The following is a 20654-nucleotide window of genomic DNA, read 5'->3' as shown; positions in this document are numbered from 1 at the left end:
TTTTAATTTAGCATAGGTTTAGTATCATATATTTAATTTTAATGTAAAGATAATATCATTACTTATTATTTCATAAGTCAAGTTCCATCCATTTTCTTTTGCTAGTTCACTACATAAATATAATCCAAGGCCTGAACTACTAATTTCTTTAGATATATCCTTGTAATGATTAAATTTTATAAATGGTTCTAAAAGCCTGTCCTTTATATCCATGGGAATTTCTAAAGATTTATTTTTTATCTTTAGTAAGATATTCTCATTTTCTTTATATAATTTTATTGAAATATCATTAGATATTGAATACTTTATACTATTATCTAAAATATTTAATATAATTTGTTCAAAGTCTTCTAAAACTCCAAAGAAGGATATTTCCTCTAATTCCTCTTTTATATATAAATTCTTATCTATTAACCTTACTTCTAAGTCTTCTATTATTTCTTTTATTATATTAGTTAATGAAAATTCAGTCTTATTCTTACTCTTATATATACTTCCCCTTGAACTTTCTAAGATTTTCTCCACTAGTTTTTTCATCTTCTCAGATTCTAGTGCTATTCTTGTACTTGCTCTTTTTAAAAATTCTTCATCTATTTCTTTTATATCCTTATCTCTTATTATTTGAGAATATAATGAAATAGCTGTAATTGGAGTTTTTAATTCATGAGTAGCATTATTAAAAAACTCTCTCATAGCCTTATCTTGATTCATCAATTGATTTTTCATTAAATTATAGGTTTTAGCTAAATCAGAAATCTCATCTTCTGAATTAATTTCTATATCTTCAATATTCTTACCTAATTTAAAAGCCTTCATAGAATTTTTCAAATCATTTAATGGTTTTATAGACTTATTAATTATTAAAGTTATTGCTATAACTATTGCTATTATTACAAAACCTTGTCCTAAAACAATAATTAATATGGTTTTTATCATTTCATTATATTTATAAGAAAAATCTTTTTGTAATATTAAATTCCCTATAAAACTATCCTTAACATAAAGAGGATAGTTATATGTTATAAAATAGCTACCATCTAATAATTTAAATTTAATTATGGATTTAATATTATTACTTTCTAAAATTGTATTTTCAATTTCCTCAATGCTTATTGTTTTACCTACAGATTGATTTATCCTTCCATTTATATCAGAAATACTTACATAACCTTGAAAAATTTCATTTATTGGAGATAAACTTTTCCAAATGGGTTCTTCCATTACTTCATTTTGATTTATTATATTTAGTGCAGTTACTTTCACTTTATTCATTTCCTCTATAATATTATCTTTAAAGGAACTGTTTAAATAAATTGAAATAAAGATAGTAAATATTATATTAATAGATATAACTGAAACTATAGTACCTATTAATAGCTTTCCTCTTAAGGTCCTAGTCAATTTATCACCTCATTATATATCCTATTCCAAAGACTGTTTCTATTATAGAGCTATCCTTATCTTCATTTAATTTTTCTCTTAGCCTTCTTATATGAACATCTACAGTTCTAGTGTCTCCTTCATAGTCATATCCCCATATCTTTTCTAATAAATCATTTCTTGAAAAAACTATCCCCCTATTTTCATATAGAAAATTTAGTAAATCAAATTCCTTTCTTCTTAAAACTATTTCATTTCCATCTTTTATTACTCTTCTATCATTGGGATACACTTTAATAATTTCATTGTCTTCGCTTATATTCTCTTTATCTAACCCCTTAGCTTCTCTTCTAAAAATAACTTTTATTCTAACTAATACTTCTTTAATTTCAAAGGGCTTTACTATATAATCATCTGCACCAAGTTCTAAACCTAATATTTTATCTAAGGTCTCTCCTCTAGCTGTTAACATAATAACATAAGCTTTTTTAGATATTTCTTTGCAAATATCAAAGCCATCAATATCTGGAAGCATTAAATCTAAAAGCACTAAGTCAGGCTTAAATTCGTTAAATCTTTCTAGTGCATCCTTTCCATTAAATACACTTCTTACATCATAACCCTCTTTTCTAAGGGAAAAGGTTATTGCGTCATTTATTGAGTATTCATCTTCAACAACTAGTATTTTTCTCTTATCCATAGTACCTCCCTAATTATTCTCTATATCTAAAAATAAATACTTGGAATCCTTTAAAAAAGGTTCTTCTCCTTCAATGTAATTATAAGATTCTAAAGCAAAGAATATACTACTACTATCCTTATTTGCCTTTACCATAAAGCTATCATAATTTTCTAATTCTGATAATTTATAAATCAAATCAAATTCATAATTATCACCAACCTCTGCAATATAAACCTTATTATCTAGTAATGTACTCGTATTAACAACAAAAAATTTACTATTTTCTACTTCACTTAGAATATATATTTCCTTATTCATTAATTTAATGTTTTTTGTATTTATATTATATATTACATTTTCAAAAACAGCTTCACCTCTTATTTCAAAAATTAAGTTATCCTCACTTACTATATATCTATTAAACATTGCTTTTTTATTATCAAATAAGCCTTCTATTCCAAGGGTTGAAATATTTATTTTATAAAAATCTTCAAAGTAAATTTTTCTATCTTTTAAATTTACTTTTTGAATTTTACCTTGATAGTCTATAGCCATTATAGCTTCTTCTTTTTTATCATAATAATACATATTTGGATCCATTTTTATTATCTCTGTATAATAAGTTTGATTTTTTATATCTATAATTAAAATTAATTTTTCTCCCTTGTATTCATAATAATCTGTCATATTATAAAGTTCTGTTATAAAATAATCGTCATTTATTTGAAAATCTTTTGAATGCCTATATTGGAATTTATCAATGGCTTTATAATATATTTCATCATATCCATCTAACTTGAATTTAATATTTTTTTCTATATCCATATAATAAAAAATATGACCTCTTGTATGAAGACCTTGGCTATATATTCCTCTATATGAGTTTTTTCCATTTATTTTAATGAAGTCTACACCTTCCTTAGAAAAATATTTATTTTCTTCTTTAATAAATTCTCCATCTTCCTTTAATATATAAGGTACATTAATTTCATCCTCATCAAGGACTCCCGATTTTCGAGTATCTAAGATCCCATTTACTCCATCTTCATCATAAAAAAGTGGTTCAAAAATTTTATCTTCATATTTAATATTTACATTTCTTTCTGTAATCCTATATTTATTTAATAATTTATTGCTTTTAGTATTTTCCTCTAATATTTTGGTACTGTTACAACTAATTAAACTGGCTGACAATAATACTCCTGTAATTAATGAAATTATTTTTTTCATTAAATAACCTCCCTTTATCTTATTTAATTATATATTAAATGGAAGTTTTTAAATAGTAATGTTTAGTTGTTACAAAGTTATTAAATATTTTCTAAATTTGAAAATAAGTTGATAATGAATTAGTACAATGGTATTATTTATATGTTTTAAAATCATATATTAAATAAATATTTAAAGGGGGAATAAGCTTGACTAAAGATATGACTGTAGGGAATCCTGTAAAACTTATTTTAACTTTTTCAGTTCCTCTCCTTATTGGAAACATATTTCAGCAATTCTATAGTATGGTTGATACAATAATAGTAGGAAGATATTTAGGTGTGGATGCTTTAGCAGCAGTTGGCTCTACTGGTGCCATGGCTTTTTTAGTTAATGGTTTTGTAATAGGTTTAACTAGTGGGTTTTCTGTTCTAGTATCTCAAAGATTCGGGGCAAATGATGTAGAAGGAGTTAAAAAGTCCTTTGCAAGTTCTTTAATTTTATCAGGAATTATGACTATAATAGTTACTGCTTTAAGCATGTTTTTTGCAAAGCCATTATTAGAACTTATGAATACTCCTGAAAACATTATTAAGGATGCTTTGAACTATATTATTATTATTTTTGCTGGAAACATAGCAATCATTTTTTATAATATGCTTTCAAGTATTTTAAGAGCTTTAGGTGATAGTAGAACTCCATTATATTTTTTAATTATAGCTTCAATATTAAATATTATATTAGATATTGTATTTATCGTTAATTTTAACATGGATGTTGCTGGAGCTGCTTATGCTACAATTATCTCTCAATCTATATCTGCTATACTTTGTTCTATACACATAGTAAATAAAGTTCCTATATTAAAATTAAAAAAACGCCACTTAAAATTCAGAAAAGATTATGCTAAAAAGCAATTAAGAATCGGTGTTCCTATGGCATTACAATTTTCTATAACTGCTGCTGGAGCTATGGTTCTACAAGGAGCTCTTAATAACTTTGGTTCAAAAATTATAGCTTCTTATACTGCTGCTTCAAAGGTTCAACAATTAGTTATGCAGCCTGCTGTTACCTTTGGTGTTGCAATGGCTACTTATTCTGGTCAAAACTTAGGGGCAGGTAGAATTGATCGTATAAAAGAAGGTGTTAAAAAATCTGCCATAATTAGTATAATAGTTAGTATAATTTCAACAATTATAGTAGTTTTATTTGGTGGAACCTTTACTAAGATGTTTATGAGTGGAAATGATATGGAAGTTATATCTTATGCTAAACAATATTTAAATACTGTTTCAATTTTTTACATACCACTAGGACTTATATTTATATATAGAAATACATTACAAGGTGTTGGAGAAAGTTTTGTACCTATGATGGCTGGATTTGCTGAAATGATAGCTAGGACGGTGGTAGCCTTTACTCTACCATTATTACTTGATTTTACTGGAATAGCTCTTGCTGATCCTGCTGCATGGTTTGCAGCTTGCATTCCTCTTATGATAACTTATTATAAAAGGATAAATATAATAATGAAAGAAAAGCAAATTCCATTAGAACAGTAATATAAATTATAATTTTAGAAACTCCCACAGGGAGTTTCTACCTAAGTTCTACATTCTTAATTTTTAATTCTTCATTTCATATAACATTTCTATATGAGGAATATCATCCTCTAAATAAATATCTGAAACTTCTATAAATCCTAGGCTTTTATAAAAATCCTTAATATAACATTGTGCTGAAATTCTAATAGGATTATTGCCATAGGTTTCTTCAATATAATTTATAGCCATTTCCATAGACTTTCTTCCTAATTGTTTTCTTCTGTATTCTTTCTTAACTGCCACTCTTCCTATAGAAAATTCATCATAGGATACTCCTTTATTAAGTATTCTTAAGGTTGCAATAACTTCCCCATTTTCAATGCAAAATAAATGGGTTGCTTTGATATCCTTTTTATCACAATCTTGATATATACATTCCTACTCTACAACAAAGACTTCACTTCTTAACTGAAGAATTTTATATAGTTCTTCTGTAGATAACTCATTAAAGTTTTTTATTTTCCAATGCATTTTATAATCACTCTTTTCCTATGTAGTTGTAGCTAAATTATACCATATAAATTAATACTCTTATTTAAATAAATCTTATTAATTACTTTACTAACATACTAAAATTAATAGCATATAATAAATAAAATCAATATTTATAGGTGGGTGCTATGAATTACCTCTTAGAAGTACAAGAACTTAAATTATTAGGTTCAGGTGCTGAAGGTGCAGTTTATTTAACTCCTGAAGGTTATGCTTTAAAAGTCTTTAAAGATATTAAAAACGCTAAAAAGGAAGATGAAATACTTAAGCAAACTATTGATAGTAGGTTTTTCCCTAATTCTATTGTAAGGTTTTCTAATATTTTAATTAGAGAATATGTTGGAGGAGTAACACTTAAAGAATATATTTCTAAACATGGATTACCATATAATTTATCTAAAGAAATAATAGACTTAATAGAAGACTTAAAGAAGCTTAATTTTAAAAGAATTAACTTTAGAAATGCTCATATATTTGTAAACTCCAATGGGAAAATCCAAGTTATTGATCCAAGGAAACCCTACTCTAAAGTTACTCCTTATCCTAAGGACATAATAAAAATACTAGTTAAATATCATTTGTTTGATATATTTTTAAAGGATGTATTAAAATATAACCCATCCCTTCTACCTTATTGGACTTTAGCCTATGATTATCTTGCAGAACCACGAGTAAAAAGAATTCATAGATATGGATAAAAAAGTGAGGCTGTTACTACAGCCTCATCTAAAATCAATATTATATACTACTGATTTTTTAATAATATTCCATAAAGACTTTCACTTATATTAATTTCTTCTACAAAATCAAATCCTATTTCCTTACTTAGATTTATTAATTCTTCACTCTCTATTCTTATATCTACAGGTGGCCCAAATGAAGTTTCTTTCTTATAAAATTCAACTATATATGCTTTACCTGAATCCTTTAAAATCCTTTTTGCTTCTTTTAAAGTACATTCCATATCATTAACTTCATGTAAAACTGTTATCATTAAAGCTAAGTCTACAGTATTACTTTCTATAGGAAGTCTATCTCCTTCTATCTTTATTGGAATTAAAGATTCTAATGATAGTTCATTTTTTTTAGAGTTTAAATAATCTACCATATCTTGTGAAATATCTATTGCATAGATTTTATTTTTACTAATATTTGAAGCTTGGATAGAAAACAATCCAGTACCTGCACCGATATCGCATAAGGTCATTCCATCAGTAAATCCTAATTTTTCTAAGGTTTCCTTAGGTTTTAATTGATTTACTCTATTTGTACTTTCTAATTTAGATTTCATTTTTTCTACAAATATACTCATATTATTCTTCCTTTCTAATATAAATTATGTTACTTTATATTATACTTCAAAATATATATTAGTCCATCCTAATATTACGTTATATAGTAGTATTATATTCTTTGTGCATTTATTATTGACTTTATAAACCATATTATATAAAATTTAGTTATAACATAATAATTAAGTGCTAGGGGTGCCTTTGTGCTGAGAAATGATTTTTCATTAACCCTCTTTAACCTGATCTGGATAATACCAGCGTAGGAAAGCCGTCAGAGATTTATTAGTAATATTTTTAGTATTACTAATATTGTACCTCCTAGCATTTAAATAAGGAGGTTTTTTTTATGAACAATTTTTTTAATACATTAAAGGAAGGCTTTAATGAAATTTATAATAGTCCTTTATCTTTAGCTACTCTTATTGGAGTTATTCTTATAATTTTAGCTCTTATAAGATTTAAGAAGATAAAATTAGACACTAAAGTAATAACAAGAATAGGTATAGCTTTAGCATTAGCTACAATACTTCATCTTGTTAAATTAGTTGATTTACCTAATGGCGCTGGAAGCATTAATCTTGGTAGCATGGTTCCAATTCTTATAATATCCTTCATGTATGGTCCTGAAATAGGAATGCTTACAGGTTTCTTATTTGGAGTAATTTACTTAATTATAAGTCCTTATATATTACATCCAATACAAGTATTATTTGATTATCCCCTTCCTTTTATGGCTGTTGGACTATCTGGATTTTTTAAGAATAAGAAATTATTAGGTACAACTTTGGGAATGTTTATAAGATTTATATTTCACTTTATCTCTGGTGTATTATTCTTTGGAGAATTTGCTCCAAAAGGTTGGTCTCCAGTACTTTATTCCTTTATTGTAAACGGATCTGTAGTACTTGGAAACTTATTAGTGATTTTAATTATTATTTCTCTGTTACCTATTTCTAAAATAATCTTAATGAATAATAGTTACAGTTAAAGCTTAGCTATATAAAATAATTAGAAATAATATATTTATGGCTTTACTTTATGAATATATTTAAATTAAAAAGGCAGAAAATTTAATTAAATTTTCTGCCTTTTATTTAAATAAATATGATTTTTATTATGAATACATTATTAAAATAGAATAAGAGTTTAAAGTTGGAATTTCATTTCTTTTTACCCTCATTATTACTTCATCATTTATTATTTCATTTATAGCTAGAATATTCCATTCTTCACTTATAGTGTTTGTGATAAATTTATTAATATCATAATTATCATAGGTAGTAGCATTAAATATTACAATTATTTCTTTTGCGCCGCCTGTAGCATTTTCATCTTTATAATGCCATTTTATTACTCCAACCCTTTCATCACCATTTAAAAAGCTAATATCAATTTTATTAATATCTTCTCTTTTATCGAATCTAAAGGCTTTAAATTTCTTTCTTATTCTTATTAGCATCTTTACAAAGTTAAACACCTCATAATATTTAACTTTATCAACCCAGTATATAGCATTTATATTGTCAGGACTTTTATAGCTATTATGATCACCATTTTTACTTCTTAATAATTCTGCTCCACCTTGAATAAATGGAATACCTTGAGATAATAAAATTATAGAAAGTGCTAAAACATTTCTTCTTACTAAGTGATTATCAAAGATATCATCTTCTTTTATTATTCTGTATTCATTAGGTTTAATATTTTGATTTAGACTTTTTTCTATTTGATCCCAAAGGGTATAATTATCATGAGCATCTACATAATTAATGCTTTCTACTGGATTTAAGGAAATAGTATTAATAGATCCCTTTAATCCTTCTATTATGCTCCAAGCAGTAGGTCCATCATGTTGCTTTCCGTTAACAAATCCATTAGATGGAGAATTATTCCCTCTGATGTAATCTCTAAAAGTATCGTTAAACACCGAAAATTCTTGACCTCTTTGCATTCCTTTACTTATACCATTTGAAAGTGGTGAATCTCCACCCTTCCATGGTTCACCATAAATTAAAATATTATCATTAACTTCATTTGAAAGCTTTACTATTTCTTTCATAGTATCCACATCTATTAATCCCATAAGGTCAAATCTAAATCCATCAATATTATAATCATTAATCCAATGCTTTATAGAATCAACTATATATTTTCTTACCATAGGTTTTTCAGTAGCAAGTTCATTACCGCAGCCAGATCCATTTGTATATCTACCTCTATAATTAGATCTAAAATAATATCCTGGTACTAACTTATCTAAATTGGAGGTATCCTGCATATGATTATATACAACATCCATAACTATTCTAATATTATTTTTATGAAGGGTATTTATCATACTTCTAAGTTCTACTATTCTTGAAATAGGAGAATAAGCATCGCTAGAATAACTTCCATCAGGAGCATTATAATTTATAGGATCATATCCCCAACTTCTATTTTCTTTTTTACGACTTCTTCTTTCATCTACAGAACCAAAATCAAAAATAGGTAAAATATGCAGATGGGTAATTCCTAAATCCTTTAAGTGATCTATTCCAGTTTTTACGGCAATATTTCTATTGGTATCTATTAATGATGTTCCTTCTTTGGCTAATCCTAAATACTTACCTCTTAAAGCTTTATTTATACCACTATCCTCACTTATAGTAAAATCTCTTATATGCAATTCATAAATTATACTATCTTCTTTCCTTAAAAGTTCTGGTCTTTTATCTAGTAACCATGCTTCTGGCATAGTAGTACTTTTATTTAAATCTATTAAACATCCCTTTTTTCCATTAACTCCTACAGCATTAGCATATGGATCTATTGCATAATTCACTTTTTTACATTCATAACCATTTATATCTAAATCCCTAAAAGTAGTTTTATACATATAGAACTTACCTTCATTGCCTTCTCTATTTAACTCACAGGTATAAGTTCCACTTATAGGTTCATAAATCATTTCATATTTACTTTTTTCTACTGTATCATACCATTTATCATAAAGGCATAACTCAGTTTTCTCTGAAGTAGGAGCCCATACCCTTAGTTTTATTTTATCTTCATAAAAGGTTACACCCATATCATTTTCTTCATAATAAAAATTATCTAAATATCCTCTCATAGTTACCTTACAGGATATAAAGGTGTTACTTGCCCTGACTTCTATTAAGTCTCTTGGAGAAATTTCTAAATTTAAATTGATAAATTCTACTTTCTTAAATACTTTATCAACTTTATACTGAATATTCTCCTGCTTAACTCCATTTATATAAATATAAAATTCTGTTATATCCATAGGTACTTTAGATAAAAAAGCTACAATACTTTTACTATCATCCATTATTGCAACTTCTATTCTTGGTTTAATATAATCTACTAATTCATTTAAATCTGTTATTAATCTATTTTCACCATAAACAATATAACAGTTCTTAACTTTACTTGGAATTTCAAAAGTTATTGTTTGCTCTGACCAATCATTTCCCCATGCTCTTCTTCTTGCAATTACATTTTTCTCTTTTACAAAAGCACATCTTCCAAAGTCACTTTTATCATTTAATTGAACATCATAAGCAAGTCCCTCATTTGAGAAGGTCCAAAGATCCCATATATATCCATCACCAAAATAATCTCCATCATTTTTAATAAAGTGTACTAATGTATCTTTTCTTTTTTCAAAAATTACAGGAAAGTTTCTAGATATTTTAACTCCTGAAACTATATCAATAAAGCTAACCTCTATATATTTTAAATCATTATTAAGCTCTTTAATTTGTATTACATTACCCTTTAATAAAACTTCATTATCTTCACAATTAACTTCCCATTCAACATCTTTAATTTCCTCTATTCCATAGATGGATTCTTTCAATGCAACTAATTGTATCTCTTCCTCTAAATAGAATTCATTACAAGATGCCTTTATATACATTTTAGTTTTATAATTCATATTCTCTATACAATTATTCATCATTTCAACTCCAAAACCATTATATTATATTTTACTCTTTATAAAAATTATTGTTTCAATATACTTAATCTTAATATTGTATATTTCTAATCTTCTCTCTTATTATTTATATTTGCAAATATATAAATGAAGTCCTCCTTTGACTTTATACTAAGCTGCTATTTAAGCTAACGACTTTTATATAAGAAAATCATTGGCTTTTTTATTTTAAGGAGTATTAAAATGTTAAATAACTTTAGCACTTATTATTCTACTTAGAATTATAACTAGATTTACTTTTGAAAATATTTGTAAACCTACTCTTCTTATTTATATTTTATCATAATTTTATTTACTTAATTGTTATAAGTGTGATTAGTACCTATGTTAAATTCTTTAATAATACCTATATAACGAACTATATAAATATTTTTAGGCATGTTTTTATCCTTAATAAATATTAATTTATTAAGGATAGTAAAAATATTATTACTTTTTCATATGTCACTAAACCTATATACAATAGCTATAGTAAAATTTAGTTATAAATAAATTTAAATTATAGTTAATTTATAATTATTTTATCAATATTAATAAATATTATATTATTTTTTAATTTTAAATTACTATTCCTTTTATAAACCCTTTTATATATTCTAATGTTATAATTTTTATATTTATAAAATATTGTACTAAAATTACAATATATCCATATTTAATCAAATAAGGATATTTCACATAAACTCTCCGAATAATATGCAAACTTTTATAATCTTAGTATATCACATAGAATATTTTACTTCATCATAATTTTTTAATAATATCTATAAATATATTATAACTTATGTTTAATATTCATTTAATTTTCAGAAAATTGTATTACAATTTTATAACATATATTGAAACAATAGATCTTCTAAGTTAAAATTCACATAAATTGCTAAATAAATAATAGCAATTAAATAATAATAATTTTTAGGAGGTCTTTTTATGAAAAAAATTTTTTAACAATATTTTTAGTAACTACTCTTGCTATCCAACCAATAGCTTGGAATAGTGCTTCTGCATCTGTTAGTAAATTCAAATTTCAAAAACTAAATTCCACCCTGGATTTAGACAGAAAAATATCTATTGAAGATACAGACTTAACAGACGAATCTTATGCAGATTTAACTTCAGAAAAAGTTATTGCAGTCATAGAAGCTCTACCTGAAGTGGATGATATAACCTTGAAAGACGAAAAGGCAGTAGTTAAAGCGAGAAAATTAGTTATGATCTTTAATGATGATTCCGCTATAACTAATTTAAATAAACTTGTTGATGCTGAAAATAAAATAGCTCAATTAAAAGAAGATACAACTGATAAAGCACAAAAAAATAAAGAATTAGCTGCTATTAAAGCAATAGACAATCTTCCAGAAATTGATGCATTAACTTTGGAAGATGAAAAAGCTGTTATAAAGGCTAGAAAACTAGTTTCAATAGCTAACAATGATGCTGCTATAACTAATTTAAATAAACTTATTGAAGCAGAAAATAGAATAACTCAATTAAAAGAAGATACAACTGATAAAGCACAAAAAAATAAAGAATTAGCTGCTATTAATTCAATAGAAGCTCTTCCTGCAATTGATTCATTAACTCTAGAACATGAAAAAGCTGTTATTAAATCTAGAGAATTAGTTTCAATAGCTAATAATGATGCTGCTATAACTAATTTAAATAAATTAATAGCTGCTGAAGGAAAAATTACAGAACTTAAAGCAAATAAGGATGCAATAAGAGATGATAAAGACAATTGTAATGATAGAAGTGAAAAGCCTAAAGGCCCAGAAAATAATAGAAAGCCTAATAATAACAGAAATAATAGCAGAGGTGAAAATAGAAATAATGGCAGAGGTGGAGATAAAGGACATAGAAATATGGGACAATCTGCTAATAGAGGAGGAAGAAGATAACCCCCTTTGTTAAAAACATAAATAAAATCCTTATTTTACAGTAATATTTTAAGATATAACTAAGTGTTGTTCATATTTTGAACTTCCCTTAGTTATATTTTTTGTAACTATATAAACTTTAAATTATATAATATATTTTAATTTATTATATAATTTCTTTATAAATTTAATTAAATATTCGTTTATTTTTAGAAAAATTATTTCATTATTATAAAATTATATTGAAATGTTCTTTCTTTTAGGCTACAATAATATTAAATTGTTGTGGTAAACATTTACAATTTAAAATTATTACTTATGGAGGGATATTTAATGAAGAAAAAAGCTTTAACTTTATTTCTATTAGCTAGCTTATCAACCCAATTTATTAACTTAAAAATTACTAATGCTATGGTTAATGAATCACCACTTTATAACTTTAAATCTTATGACTTTAATTCAATGGAAGTTATTTATGATGAAACTACCCCTATCTATTTAAATAGTAATAAAACAGAACAAATAACCATTCCAAATGAATATAAGCATAAAAAAGAAGATTTTAGGACTGCATGGCTATCAACAGTAGTAAATATTGATATTAATCCTGTTACTCAGGATCCTAATTTATCTGCTGAAGAAGAATTTAAATTACAATTAAATTCTATATTGGACAAGTTCCAAGAACTAAATTTTAATGCTGTAACCTTCCAAGTAAGTCCAATGCTTGATGCTTGGTATCCATCTGAAGTAGCTCCTTGGTCTCAATATCTTCATAGTGGAGGCTCTGATTACACTTATCAAGGAAAGGATCCAGGTTTTAATGGTTTTGATCCACTAGAATGGTTAATTTCAGAAACTCATAATAGAGGTATGGAATTCCACGCATGGTTTAATCCTTATAGAGTTACTAACAACCCTTTAGATGAGAGAACTGTTGAAGAAAAATTAAATGATCTTGATGCAAATAATTTTGCACGCAAAAACCCTCATTTAGTTTATACTTTTCAAAATAAATTATTTTTAGATCCAGGTGAACCAGAAGTAATTAATTATGCAGTAGCTAGAGTATCTGAAGTGGCAAATAAATATGATGTTGATGCTATTCATTTTGATGATTATTTCTATCCTTATAAATACAGTGCAAATGGACAAGATGTTTTCTTTTATAAACAAGATTTAGATAAAGAAACATATGAAAAATATGCTACAGGATATGGAGAATATAATTATGAAAATGCTGCTAAGTGGAGAGAAGATAATGTAACTAACTTAGTAAGAGCAGTTAGTAATGCAGTAACTAATATAAATAATGAAAGTAATAAATCTATACAATTTGGAATATCTCCTTTTGGTATATGGGGCCACTTCTCTGACTATCCTGAAGGATCAGTAACTCCAGTTGGATCAACATCTAGTCTTAGAGATCAATTTGCTGATACAAGGAAATGGGTAAAAGATGGTTTAGTTGATTACTTAACTCCTCAAATTTATTGGGCTTTTAATACTTCTGCAGCACCTTATGGAGAGTTAGTTAAGTGGTGGAATGACCAATTCCAAGATGTTACTAATTCTCATTTATATATTGGGCATCCAAATTATAAGTATATAGATGCCTCTTGGGATAATAATTTTAAAAACCCATATGAAATAGCAAATCAATTAAAATATAATCAAAAATTTGAAAATGTTAAAGGTAGTGCATATTTCTCCTTTGATAAATTATTAGACAAAACTGTTCAAACACCTGGAGATAAATTTGATGTATTAAATCATTCAAATACTATTCTTAAAAATCAATATTTGAATGTTCCTGCTAACACTCCTGGAAAACCATGGCTTGATAAGGTTGAAACTGTTCCTGTTTCAAATCCTTCTTATATAATAGATGGAAATGCCATTAAATTAAGTTGGACTGATACAAATACAGATAGTAAATTCTATGCTATTTATAGACAAGAAGGAAGCTTAAATGAAGTTGATATTACTAATCCTGAAAATTTAATAGCCCGTTTTGGAACTGATTTAGGAACAGAATTTATAGATACTAATGTTGACTCTACTAAGGTTTATACTTATGCTGTAACAGTAATAGATAAAGCATCTGTTGAAAATAACCCTACTTTATTCAATAAAGAAGATTTAGATTTAAAAATAGAAGCTAATAATATTATTGAAGCTATAAATAAATTACCTAAAGCTTATGAATTATCTTTAAATGATGAAAAACTAATAATAGATTTAAGAAATTTAGTTACTCTTTTCAATAATGATTCATATATAACTAATTTAGATAAGCTGATAGAAGCTGAAAATAAACTACTAGAATTAAAGGAAACTCAAAGAATTAAAGAAAAAGCTGCTATAGATGCTATAGCTAAATTACCTGATGTAAAGAAAATCAAATTAAAAGATGAAGCCGCTGTTGTTAAAGCTAGAGAACTAGTAACCATTGCAAATAATGATAGCGCCATAACTAACTTAGATAAGTTAGTTAAAGCAGAGAAAAAAATTGCTGAACTGAAGGATAAACATAATAAAAATAAAGACAAGCATAAAGACAAGAATAAAGATAAAAATAGCAACAAACATAAATCTAGAAACTAATAGTATTATAAAAACTAAATATATGTATTAGAAACTATTTCTATAATACTTAAAATTTTTAATAAAAATAGCCATAAATAATAATTATGGCTATTTTTTATTAAATTTAATTTTTCTTTCATAAACAAATATAAATAATCCAACTGTTAAGGGAATTATATAATAACTTATACGATACAAAACTAAAGCTAGTAAAGCCTCTTCCTTATTTATACCAAGAGATCCAACTCCAAGAATAAAAGTTATATCAAAGCCTCCAATTCCCCCTGGCATCATACTAATAAGTCCTATAGCTGATGATACAACATAAATTGGAAATATCTTAGACAAAGGAAGTGCTGCCCCTAATAGTTTAAGTATTAAAAATAATAACATTGCCATTGCAAACCACTCAAATATTGAAAGTACCATTACTTTAATAGTTTTAATTGCACTTTCTCTATTTTTATTATTTCTTAATCTAATTAGATTATATAATAAAAGAACTGGTGCATATAAGCCTGCTAATAATATACCTAGTTTTACAAATTCAATTTTATCTAAACTTCTTATATTAGAAACAGAATATATAAAGCAAATTGTAGAAAATCCAGTAAAATTTAATAATACCATTTTTGAAACTTCTTTAACTAAAGCTGCCTTATCCTTAATATAAGGTGAATAAAAATAACTTTTTAACGCTATTGCAGCAGTGCCTCCAAATCCAACTATACTTGATATTGAACTTGCAATCCAAGATGATTTATAAAGACTCTTATTATCTAATGATATTTTACAAGTATCTTTTATAATAAAATCATATAATGACAATGGTAAATAAGATAATATCCCTAAAATTGCAATAGCACTTAATCTTATTAAAGTAAGCTTGTCCCTATATGTATAAAAAGTATTTATATCAAAATCTGAAAGTATCTTACTAAACTGAAAGAGAATTATGGTGAAAATAGTAATCATTAGTAATATCTTAATCCATAATTTCACTTTATTATCAACCTTAACTAACATCTAAAATCTCCCTAATAATTTATTCAACCTTTATAAGTATATATCAATTGTTATATAAATTCAAAATTTTTTATTTTTTTAATATTTTATCTATAATTTATAATATAAATGATAAGGATAGCCTTAAAATTTTAAGACTATCCTTGAGATTTACTTTTTAGATTTTCTATAAAATGTATTTTCAAGAGGAAGTTTAGTTCTAAATTTTCCATCCAACTTATAATATGCTCCTTGCATTGCAGGCGCCACTGGTACTACTACAATTTCTCCTACTCCTTTAGCTCCATATGCTAAAGTTTCGTTATTTTTTTCTACTAAAATAGATTTAATTTCTGGTATAGAAATTGATCTAAATAAACCTAAAGTACCAAACTTAGCAAGAGGAATACTATTATTTAATGGATAGTCTTCTGTTAAGGCATAACCAAGTCCCATAACAACTCCGCCTTCTATTTGTCCTTCTACTGATATAGGATTAATTGCTCTTCCAACATCATGAGCAGCCACAATCTTAATTACTTTACCATTATCATCTAAGACAACTACCTGTGTTGCATAGCCATAGGCAACATGACTAACTGGATTTTCTTTTTCACTTCCCATAGGATCTGTTTTCGGACAAAATTCAGCGAAGAATTCTTCACCTTCTAATTCTTTTAAAGAATTATTATTAAGAGCTTCCTTTAATTTTAATGCAGCTAATCTTGTTGCTTCCCCTGTAAATACAGTTTGTCTTGATGCTGTTGTAGTTCCTGAATTTGGAGTTGTAAATGTGTCTGGATGATCAAAATACACATATGAAGGATTTAACCCAGTAGTTTCACAAAGAATTTGTGTTGCTATTGTTCCAACTCCTTGTCCTATACAAGCTGCAGAAGTTCTTATAACAGCCTTTCCATCTTTAATTACTATCCTACATCTACCAGTATCAGGTATTCCCACTCCTAATCCTGCATTTTTAAATGCACAAGCTATACCAACGTGCTTATTATTATAAAAAGTATCTTTTACTGCTTCTAAAGTTTCTACCAAAGCTGTACCTTCATCTGCTATTTGTCCATTAGGTAATACTTGTCCTGGTCTAATTGCATTTCTATATCTAAATTCCCATGAAGAAATGCCAACTATTTCAGCAAGTTTATTAATATTAGCTTCATTTGCAAAGGATGACTGAGTAACACCAAAGCCTCTAAAAGCTCCAGCAGGAGGATTATTAGTATAAACTGCTATACCTTCTATATCTACATTTTGATAATTATATGGTCCTGCAGCATGAGTGCATGCTCTTTGCAGAACTGGTCCCCCTAAGGATGCATAAGCACCAGTATCAGAAACTAATCTAGCTATCATTCCTGTTAATATTCCATTTTCATCGCAAGCAGTTGTAAATTCCATTTCCATTGCATGTCTTTTTGGATGAATTATAATACTTTCTTTTCTACTTAAAGTTACTTTAACAGGCATTTTTGTGTAATATGTTAGTAAAGCTGCATGATGCTGTACACTCATATCTTCCTTGCCTCCAAAGCCTCCACCTACTAGCATACTTTTAATTCTAAGCTTATCTTTATCTAAATTTAATAACTTTCCTATTTCTCTTAGTTCATCATAGATACCTTGTCCCCCAGTATAAACAGTTAAAATTCCCTCTTCATAATTTGCCACTGCAGATTCAGGTTCTAAAAATGCATGTTCAGTTGGAGGAGTACTATATTTTTCAGTAACAACATATTTTGATTTTCTTATAGCTTCTTCTGCATTTCCTCTTTTTAGTACTTGTTTACTTAATATATTCCCATTTGGATGAATATTTCCCGCGCCTTCTTCCATTGCCATTTTAGGACTAGTTAAAGGAGTTAGTTCTTCGTAATCTACCTCTATAAGACTTAATGCTTCTTTTAATGTCTTTTTATCCTTAGCTGCAACTAAAGCTAAGGCATCTCCTAAATATCTTGTAGTTTCACCAATATCAATTAAAGCTGGCCAATCTTGCACTAAATGTCCTATATATCTATCACCTGGAATATCTTTAGCAGTTAATACTGCATGTACTCCTTCTAGATTCTTTGCTTTTGTAGTATCTATATTTTTTATTAAAGCTCTAGGATATTTTGTTCTTAAAGCTGCTCCATAAAGCATCCCTTGAAAATACAAATCATCAGCATATTTACCTACTCCTAAAGTCTTTACTTCAGCATCTATTCTAGGTAAATTTTCGCCAACTAATCCTTTGCAATAAACTTTTGGAACTTCCTTATTATCTCTTAAGAATTCTGCTACTAGTTTTACAGCCTGTATTATTTTTACATAGCCTGTACATCTACATATATTACCTTTTAAAGCATTTTTTATTTCCTCTTCAGTTGGATTTAAATTTTTATCTAACAGTCCTTTAGCACTAATAACCATTCCAGGAATACAAAATCCACATTGAACAGCTCCACATTTCCCAAAGGCATATGCAAAAACATCTCTTTCTCTTTCACATATTCCTTCAACTGTTATTATCTCTTTATTATCTAGCTTACTTAGCTTTTGAATACATGCTCTTTGAGCTATGCCATCTATTAATACCATACAAGCTCCACAAGCCCCTTCTGCACATCCATTTTTTACAGAAGTTAAATTTTCTATATCTCTTAAGTAGTCAAGTAGTGGCATATCATTTTCTATAGTTATAGCTCTTCCGTTGAGCTTAAAATTATACATCTATATTGCTCCTCCTAATTATGAATATTTCCCTCTTATATTCTATTTCTTTAATTAATTCTTATTTAATTCCTTTATTTCTTCAAAATAATAAGAATAATCATTAATAAATTTTTCAGAGGTAATTTCTAAATTACTCTTATCAACCTTTGAATTCACTTCATATATATAATTTTCCCCATTTTCTCTTAATAACAATTTATTTTCTCCAACTCGTAACAAACCAGTATTACTAGAATTATTATATTCATCTAAATTATCATAAATAGTTGTTTTCTTTAAATATGGATATCCGCCCTTAGGACAGAACATATGACAATTGCCACACTCATTACAATTTTTTTCAATATGAACTATTTGATAATCAGCTGAAAGCTCCTGAACCTTAACTTTCATATTAGCTCTATTAGGACATACATCTACACATATTCCACAACTTTTTAAGCAATCAAAGGTTTCAAGTTTGTCTTCTATAACTTTAGCATTGCCTTTATTCTTATAATTACTGTCTGTTTTTGCTTTATCAGCTAGTATATTAAGCTTTTCTAAATCCAATTCTTTAGGAATCTCCCCTAACTTTTTCATTTCATTTAATACAGCATTATTATTTATATATCCTTTTGGTTTTAAATATAATGTTGCTATAGTAATGGGAGCAATTCCTGTAGAGAATACATCTAACACATTATTTTTATCTATTCCACCTGACATAGATATTATTATATCTTTAAATTCAGAAGCTATTAGTTTAGCTACGTTTATAGCTATAGGATAAAGTGGTTTACCAGACATATACATTGCAGAACCTGGCATAATATTTTTATTATTTATTACAGGTAATGTATTTGTTAATTTAACACCAAAGATTAAATCATTATCTTTAGCTACTTTTAATAATTTTGATATTATTTCTTTAGCAACATCAAATTTTAAATCATTTTCAAAATCTTTAGGATTTAATTCTATGTCTTCATACCCTAAATCATTTAATATTTTTCTTACATTACTGTATCCTAATAAAGTAGAATTACATTTTAATAAGGTGTTTATTTTTTTATTTTCTATTAAATGAGTTGCTATATCTAAAATTTCACTTGCCTTACATCCATGCATAGTAGAAAGAGTAATTATATTTGTAATTTTTGATGAAATTTTATCTATGTCTTCTAACTTGAATCTTTTAAAGCTTTTTATATTTTTCTTTAAAATTTCTATGGATTCTTTATATACATCAGTGTCTTTACAGTCCTTTAAATCATCAATGAAATTAGATATTTTATCTGATTTTATTCCTTCTAAATCATAGCCTACACTTATGTTAAATATAAAATCCTTTACATCTGATAAGCCAAGCTCTATTCCTATAACTTGTAATAGAATAGAAGCTTTAATGTACTCCTCTTTTGCTTCTTTAACTGTTAGCTCTGTAGACCATTCAACATTGTATCCTACGTTTTTAGCATCTATACATGGTCTTTCTATCATTTCTTGCATATCTTTTCCATCTACTATTTGAACAGTCTTTGGTTCAAAATACCTGCAACCTGTTAAATAACCAGCTATAAAATTTTGTGCTAATTGTGTATGTGGGCCTGCTGCTGGACCTATTGGAAATCTTAAGTATTCATTGCAAAAATTCATTTCTATACTATTATCAATATCTCTATAGAAATCTTTCTCTTCTATTCCAAATATCTTACCCTTTGTGTAATAATCCTTAAGAGTTATTTCTAAAAGTTTCTCAAAAGATATTACTTTCATTACATCGCTCATTTTATCTCCACCTTTTAATAT

13 protein-coding genes, 1 pseudogene and 1 riboswitch are annotated in these 20654 nt (G+C 26.7%); of the genes and pseudogenes, 5 read left to right on the top strand and 9 right to left on the bottom strand.

Annotation, left to right across the window (positions count from 1 at the left end; all coding sequences use genetic code 11):
- Positions 1-24 precede the first annotated feature (24 nt).
- Genes ACFYH6_RS08775 through ACFYH6_RS08765 form a run of 3 tightly spaced genes read right to left on the bottom strand, consistent with a single transcriptional unit; the run spans position 25 to position 3292 of the window.
- The gene (locus tag ACFYH6_RS08775) at positions 25-1401 is read right to left on the bottom strand and encodes a histidine kinase dimerization/phospho-acceptor domain-containing protein (RefSeq protein ID WP_416179444.1); all 1377 of its coding nucleotides are present in this window, start codon (positions 1399-1401) and stop codon (positions 25-27) included.
- A 4-nt stretch (positions 1402-1405) separates the two neighbouring features.
- Positions 1406-2080: a response regulator transcription factor gene (locus tag ACFYH6_RS08770; RefSeq protein ID WP_416179445.1), complete on the bottom strand. Its 675-nt coding sequence runs from the start codon at positions 2078-2080 to the stop codon at positions 1406-1408.
- Positions 2081-2089: 9 nt separating this feature from the next.
- Positions 2090-3292, bottom strand: coding sequence for a hypothetical protein (locus ACFYH6_RS08765; RefSeq protein WP_416179446.1), 1203 nt, complete (start codon positions 3290-3292; stop codon positions 2090-2092).
- Between the two features lie 188 nt (positions 3293-3480).
- Here ACFYH6_RS08765 and ACFYH6_RS08760 point away from each other — a divergent pair, with 188 nt between their 5' ends.
- Positions 3481-4833, top strand: coding sequence for an MATE family efflux transporter (locus ACFYH6_RS08760; protein ID WP_416179447.1), 1353 nt, complete (start codon positions 3481-3483; stop codon positions 4831-4833).
- A 63-nt stretch (positions 4834-4896) separates the two neighbouring features.
- Here the strand turns inward: ACFYH6_RS08760 and ACFYH6_RS08755 are convergent.
- Positions 4897-5346 (bottom strand): annotated as a pseudogene (locus tag ACFYH6_RS08755) (GNAT family N-acetyltransferase).
- A 149-nt stretch (positions 5347-5495) separates the two neighbouring features.
- On the opposite strand from ACFYH6_RS08755, the gene ACFYH6_RS08750 reads away from it, so the two are divergent.
- Complete coding sequence (locus ACFYH6_RS08750) at positions 5496-6065, top strand: serine/threonine protein kinase (protein ID WP_416179448.1); 570 nt, start codon at positions 5496-5498, stop codon at positions 6063-6065.
- Between the two features lie 47 nt (positions 6066-6112).
- Here the strand turns inward: ACFYH6_RS08750 and ACFYH6_RS08745 are convergent, their stop codons facing one another.
- Positions 6113-6679, bottom strand: coding sequence for a class I SAM-dependent methyltransferase (locus ACFYH6_RS08745; RefSeq protein ID WP_416179449.1), 567 nt, complete (start codon positions 6677-6679; stop codon positions 6113-6115).
- Between the two features lie 161 nt (positions 6680-6840).
- Positions 6841-6942: riboswitch (TPP riboswitch) on the top strand.
- Positions 6943-7005: 63 nt separating this feature from the next.
- On the opposite strand from ACFYH6_RS08745, the gene thiT reads away from it, so the two are divergent.
- Positions 7006-7647 (top strand): energy-coupled thiamine transporter ThiT, encoded by a 642-nt coding sequence (gene thiT, locus ACFYH6_RS08740; protein ID WP_416179450.1) that lies wholly within the window; start codon positions 7006-7008, stop codon positions 7645-7647.
- Between the two features lie 126 nt (positions 7648-7773).
- Here the strand turns inward: thiT and pulA are convergent, their stop codons facing one another.
- The gene (gene pulA, locus ACFYH6_RS08735) at positions 7774-10620 is read right to left on the bottom strand and encodes a type I pullulanase (RefSeq protein WP_316344488.1); all 2847 of its coding nucleotides are present in this window, start codon (positions 10618-10620) and stop codon (positions 7774-7776) included.
- Positions 10621-11828: 1208 nt separating this feature from the next.
- On the opposite strand from pulA, the gene ACFYH6_RS08730 reads away from it, so the two are divergent.
- Together ACFYH6_RS08730 and ACFYH6_RS08725 are read left to right on the top strand one after the other, a co-directional pair.
- Positions 11829-12557: a hypothetical protein gene (locus ACFYH6_RS08730; protein WP_416179451.1), complete on the top strand. Its 729-nt coding sequence runs from the start codon at positions 11829-11831 to the stop codon at positions 12555-12557.
- A gap of 312 nt (positions 12558-12869) precedes the next feature.
- Positions 12870-15143: a glycoside hydrolase family 10 protein gene (locus ACFYH6_RS08725; RefSeq protein WP_416179452.1), complete on the top strand. Its 2274-nt coding sequence runs from the start codon at positions 12870-12872 to the stop codon at positions 15141-15143.
- A 90-nt stretch (positions 15144-15233) separates the two neighbouring features.
- Here the strand turns inward: ACFYH6_RS08725 and ACFYH6_RS08720 are convergent, their stop codons facing one another.
- From ACFYH6_RS08720 to ACFYH6_RS08710, 3 genes are all read right to left on the bottom strand, one after another.
- On the bottom strand, positions 15234-16151 hold the full coding sequence (locus tag ACFYH6_RS08720; RefSeq protein WP_416179453.1) for a lysylphosphatidylglycerol synthase domain-containing protein: 918 nt from the start codon (positions 16149-16151) through the stop codon (positions 15234-15236).
- A 150-nt stretch (positions 16152-16301) separates the two neighbouring features.
- On the bottom strand, positions 16302-18860 hold the full coding sequence (xdh, locus tag ACFYH6_RS08715; RefSeq protein ID WP_416179454.1) for a selenium-dependent xanthine dehydrogenase: 2559 nt from the start codon (positions 18858-18860) through the stop codon (positions 16302-16304).
- A 54-nt stretch (positions 18861-18914) separates the two neighbouring features.
- Positions 18915-20633, bottom strand: a complete 1719-nt coding sequence (locus ACFYH6_RS08710) for a hypothetical protein (protein WP_416179455.1) — start codon at positions 20631-20633, stop codon at positions 18915-18917.
- Positions 20634-20654: the final 21 nt, after the last annotated feature.

This window comes from Clostridium sp. HCS.1, from assembly GCF_047900555.1.
Lineage (GTDB): Bacteria > Bacillota > Clostridia > Clostridiales > Clostridiaceae > Clostridium.
Note: the sequence above shows the minus strand (reverse complement) of the source record. Positions and strands in the feature narration are given on the sequence as shown.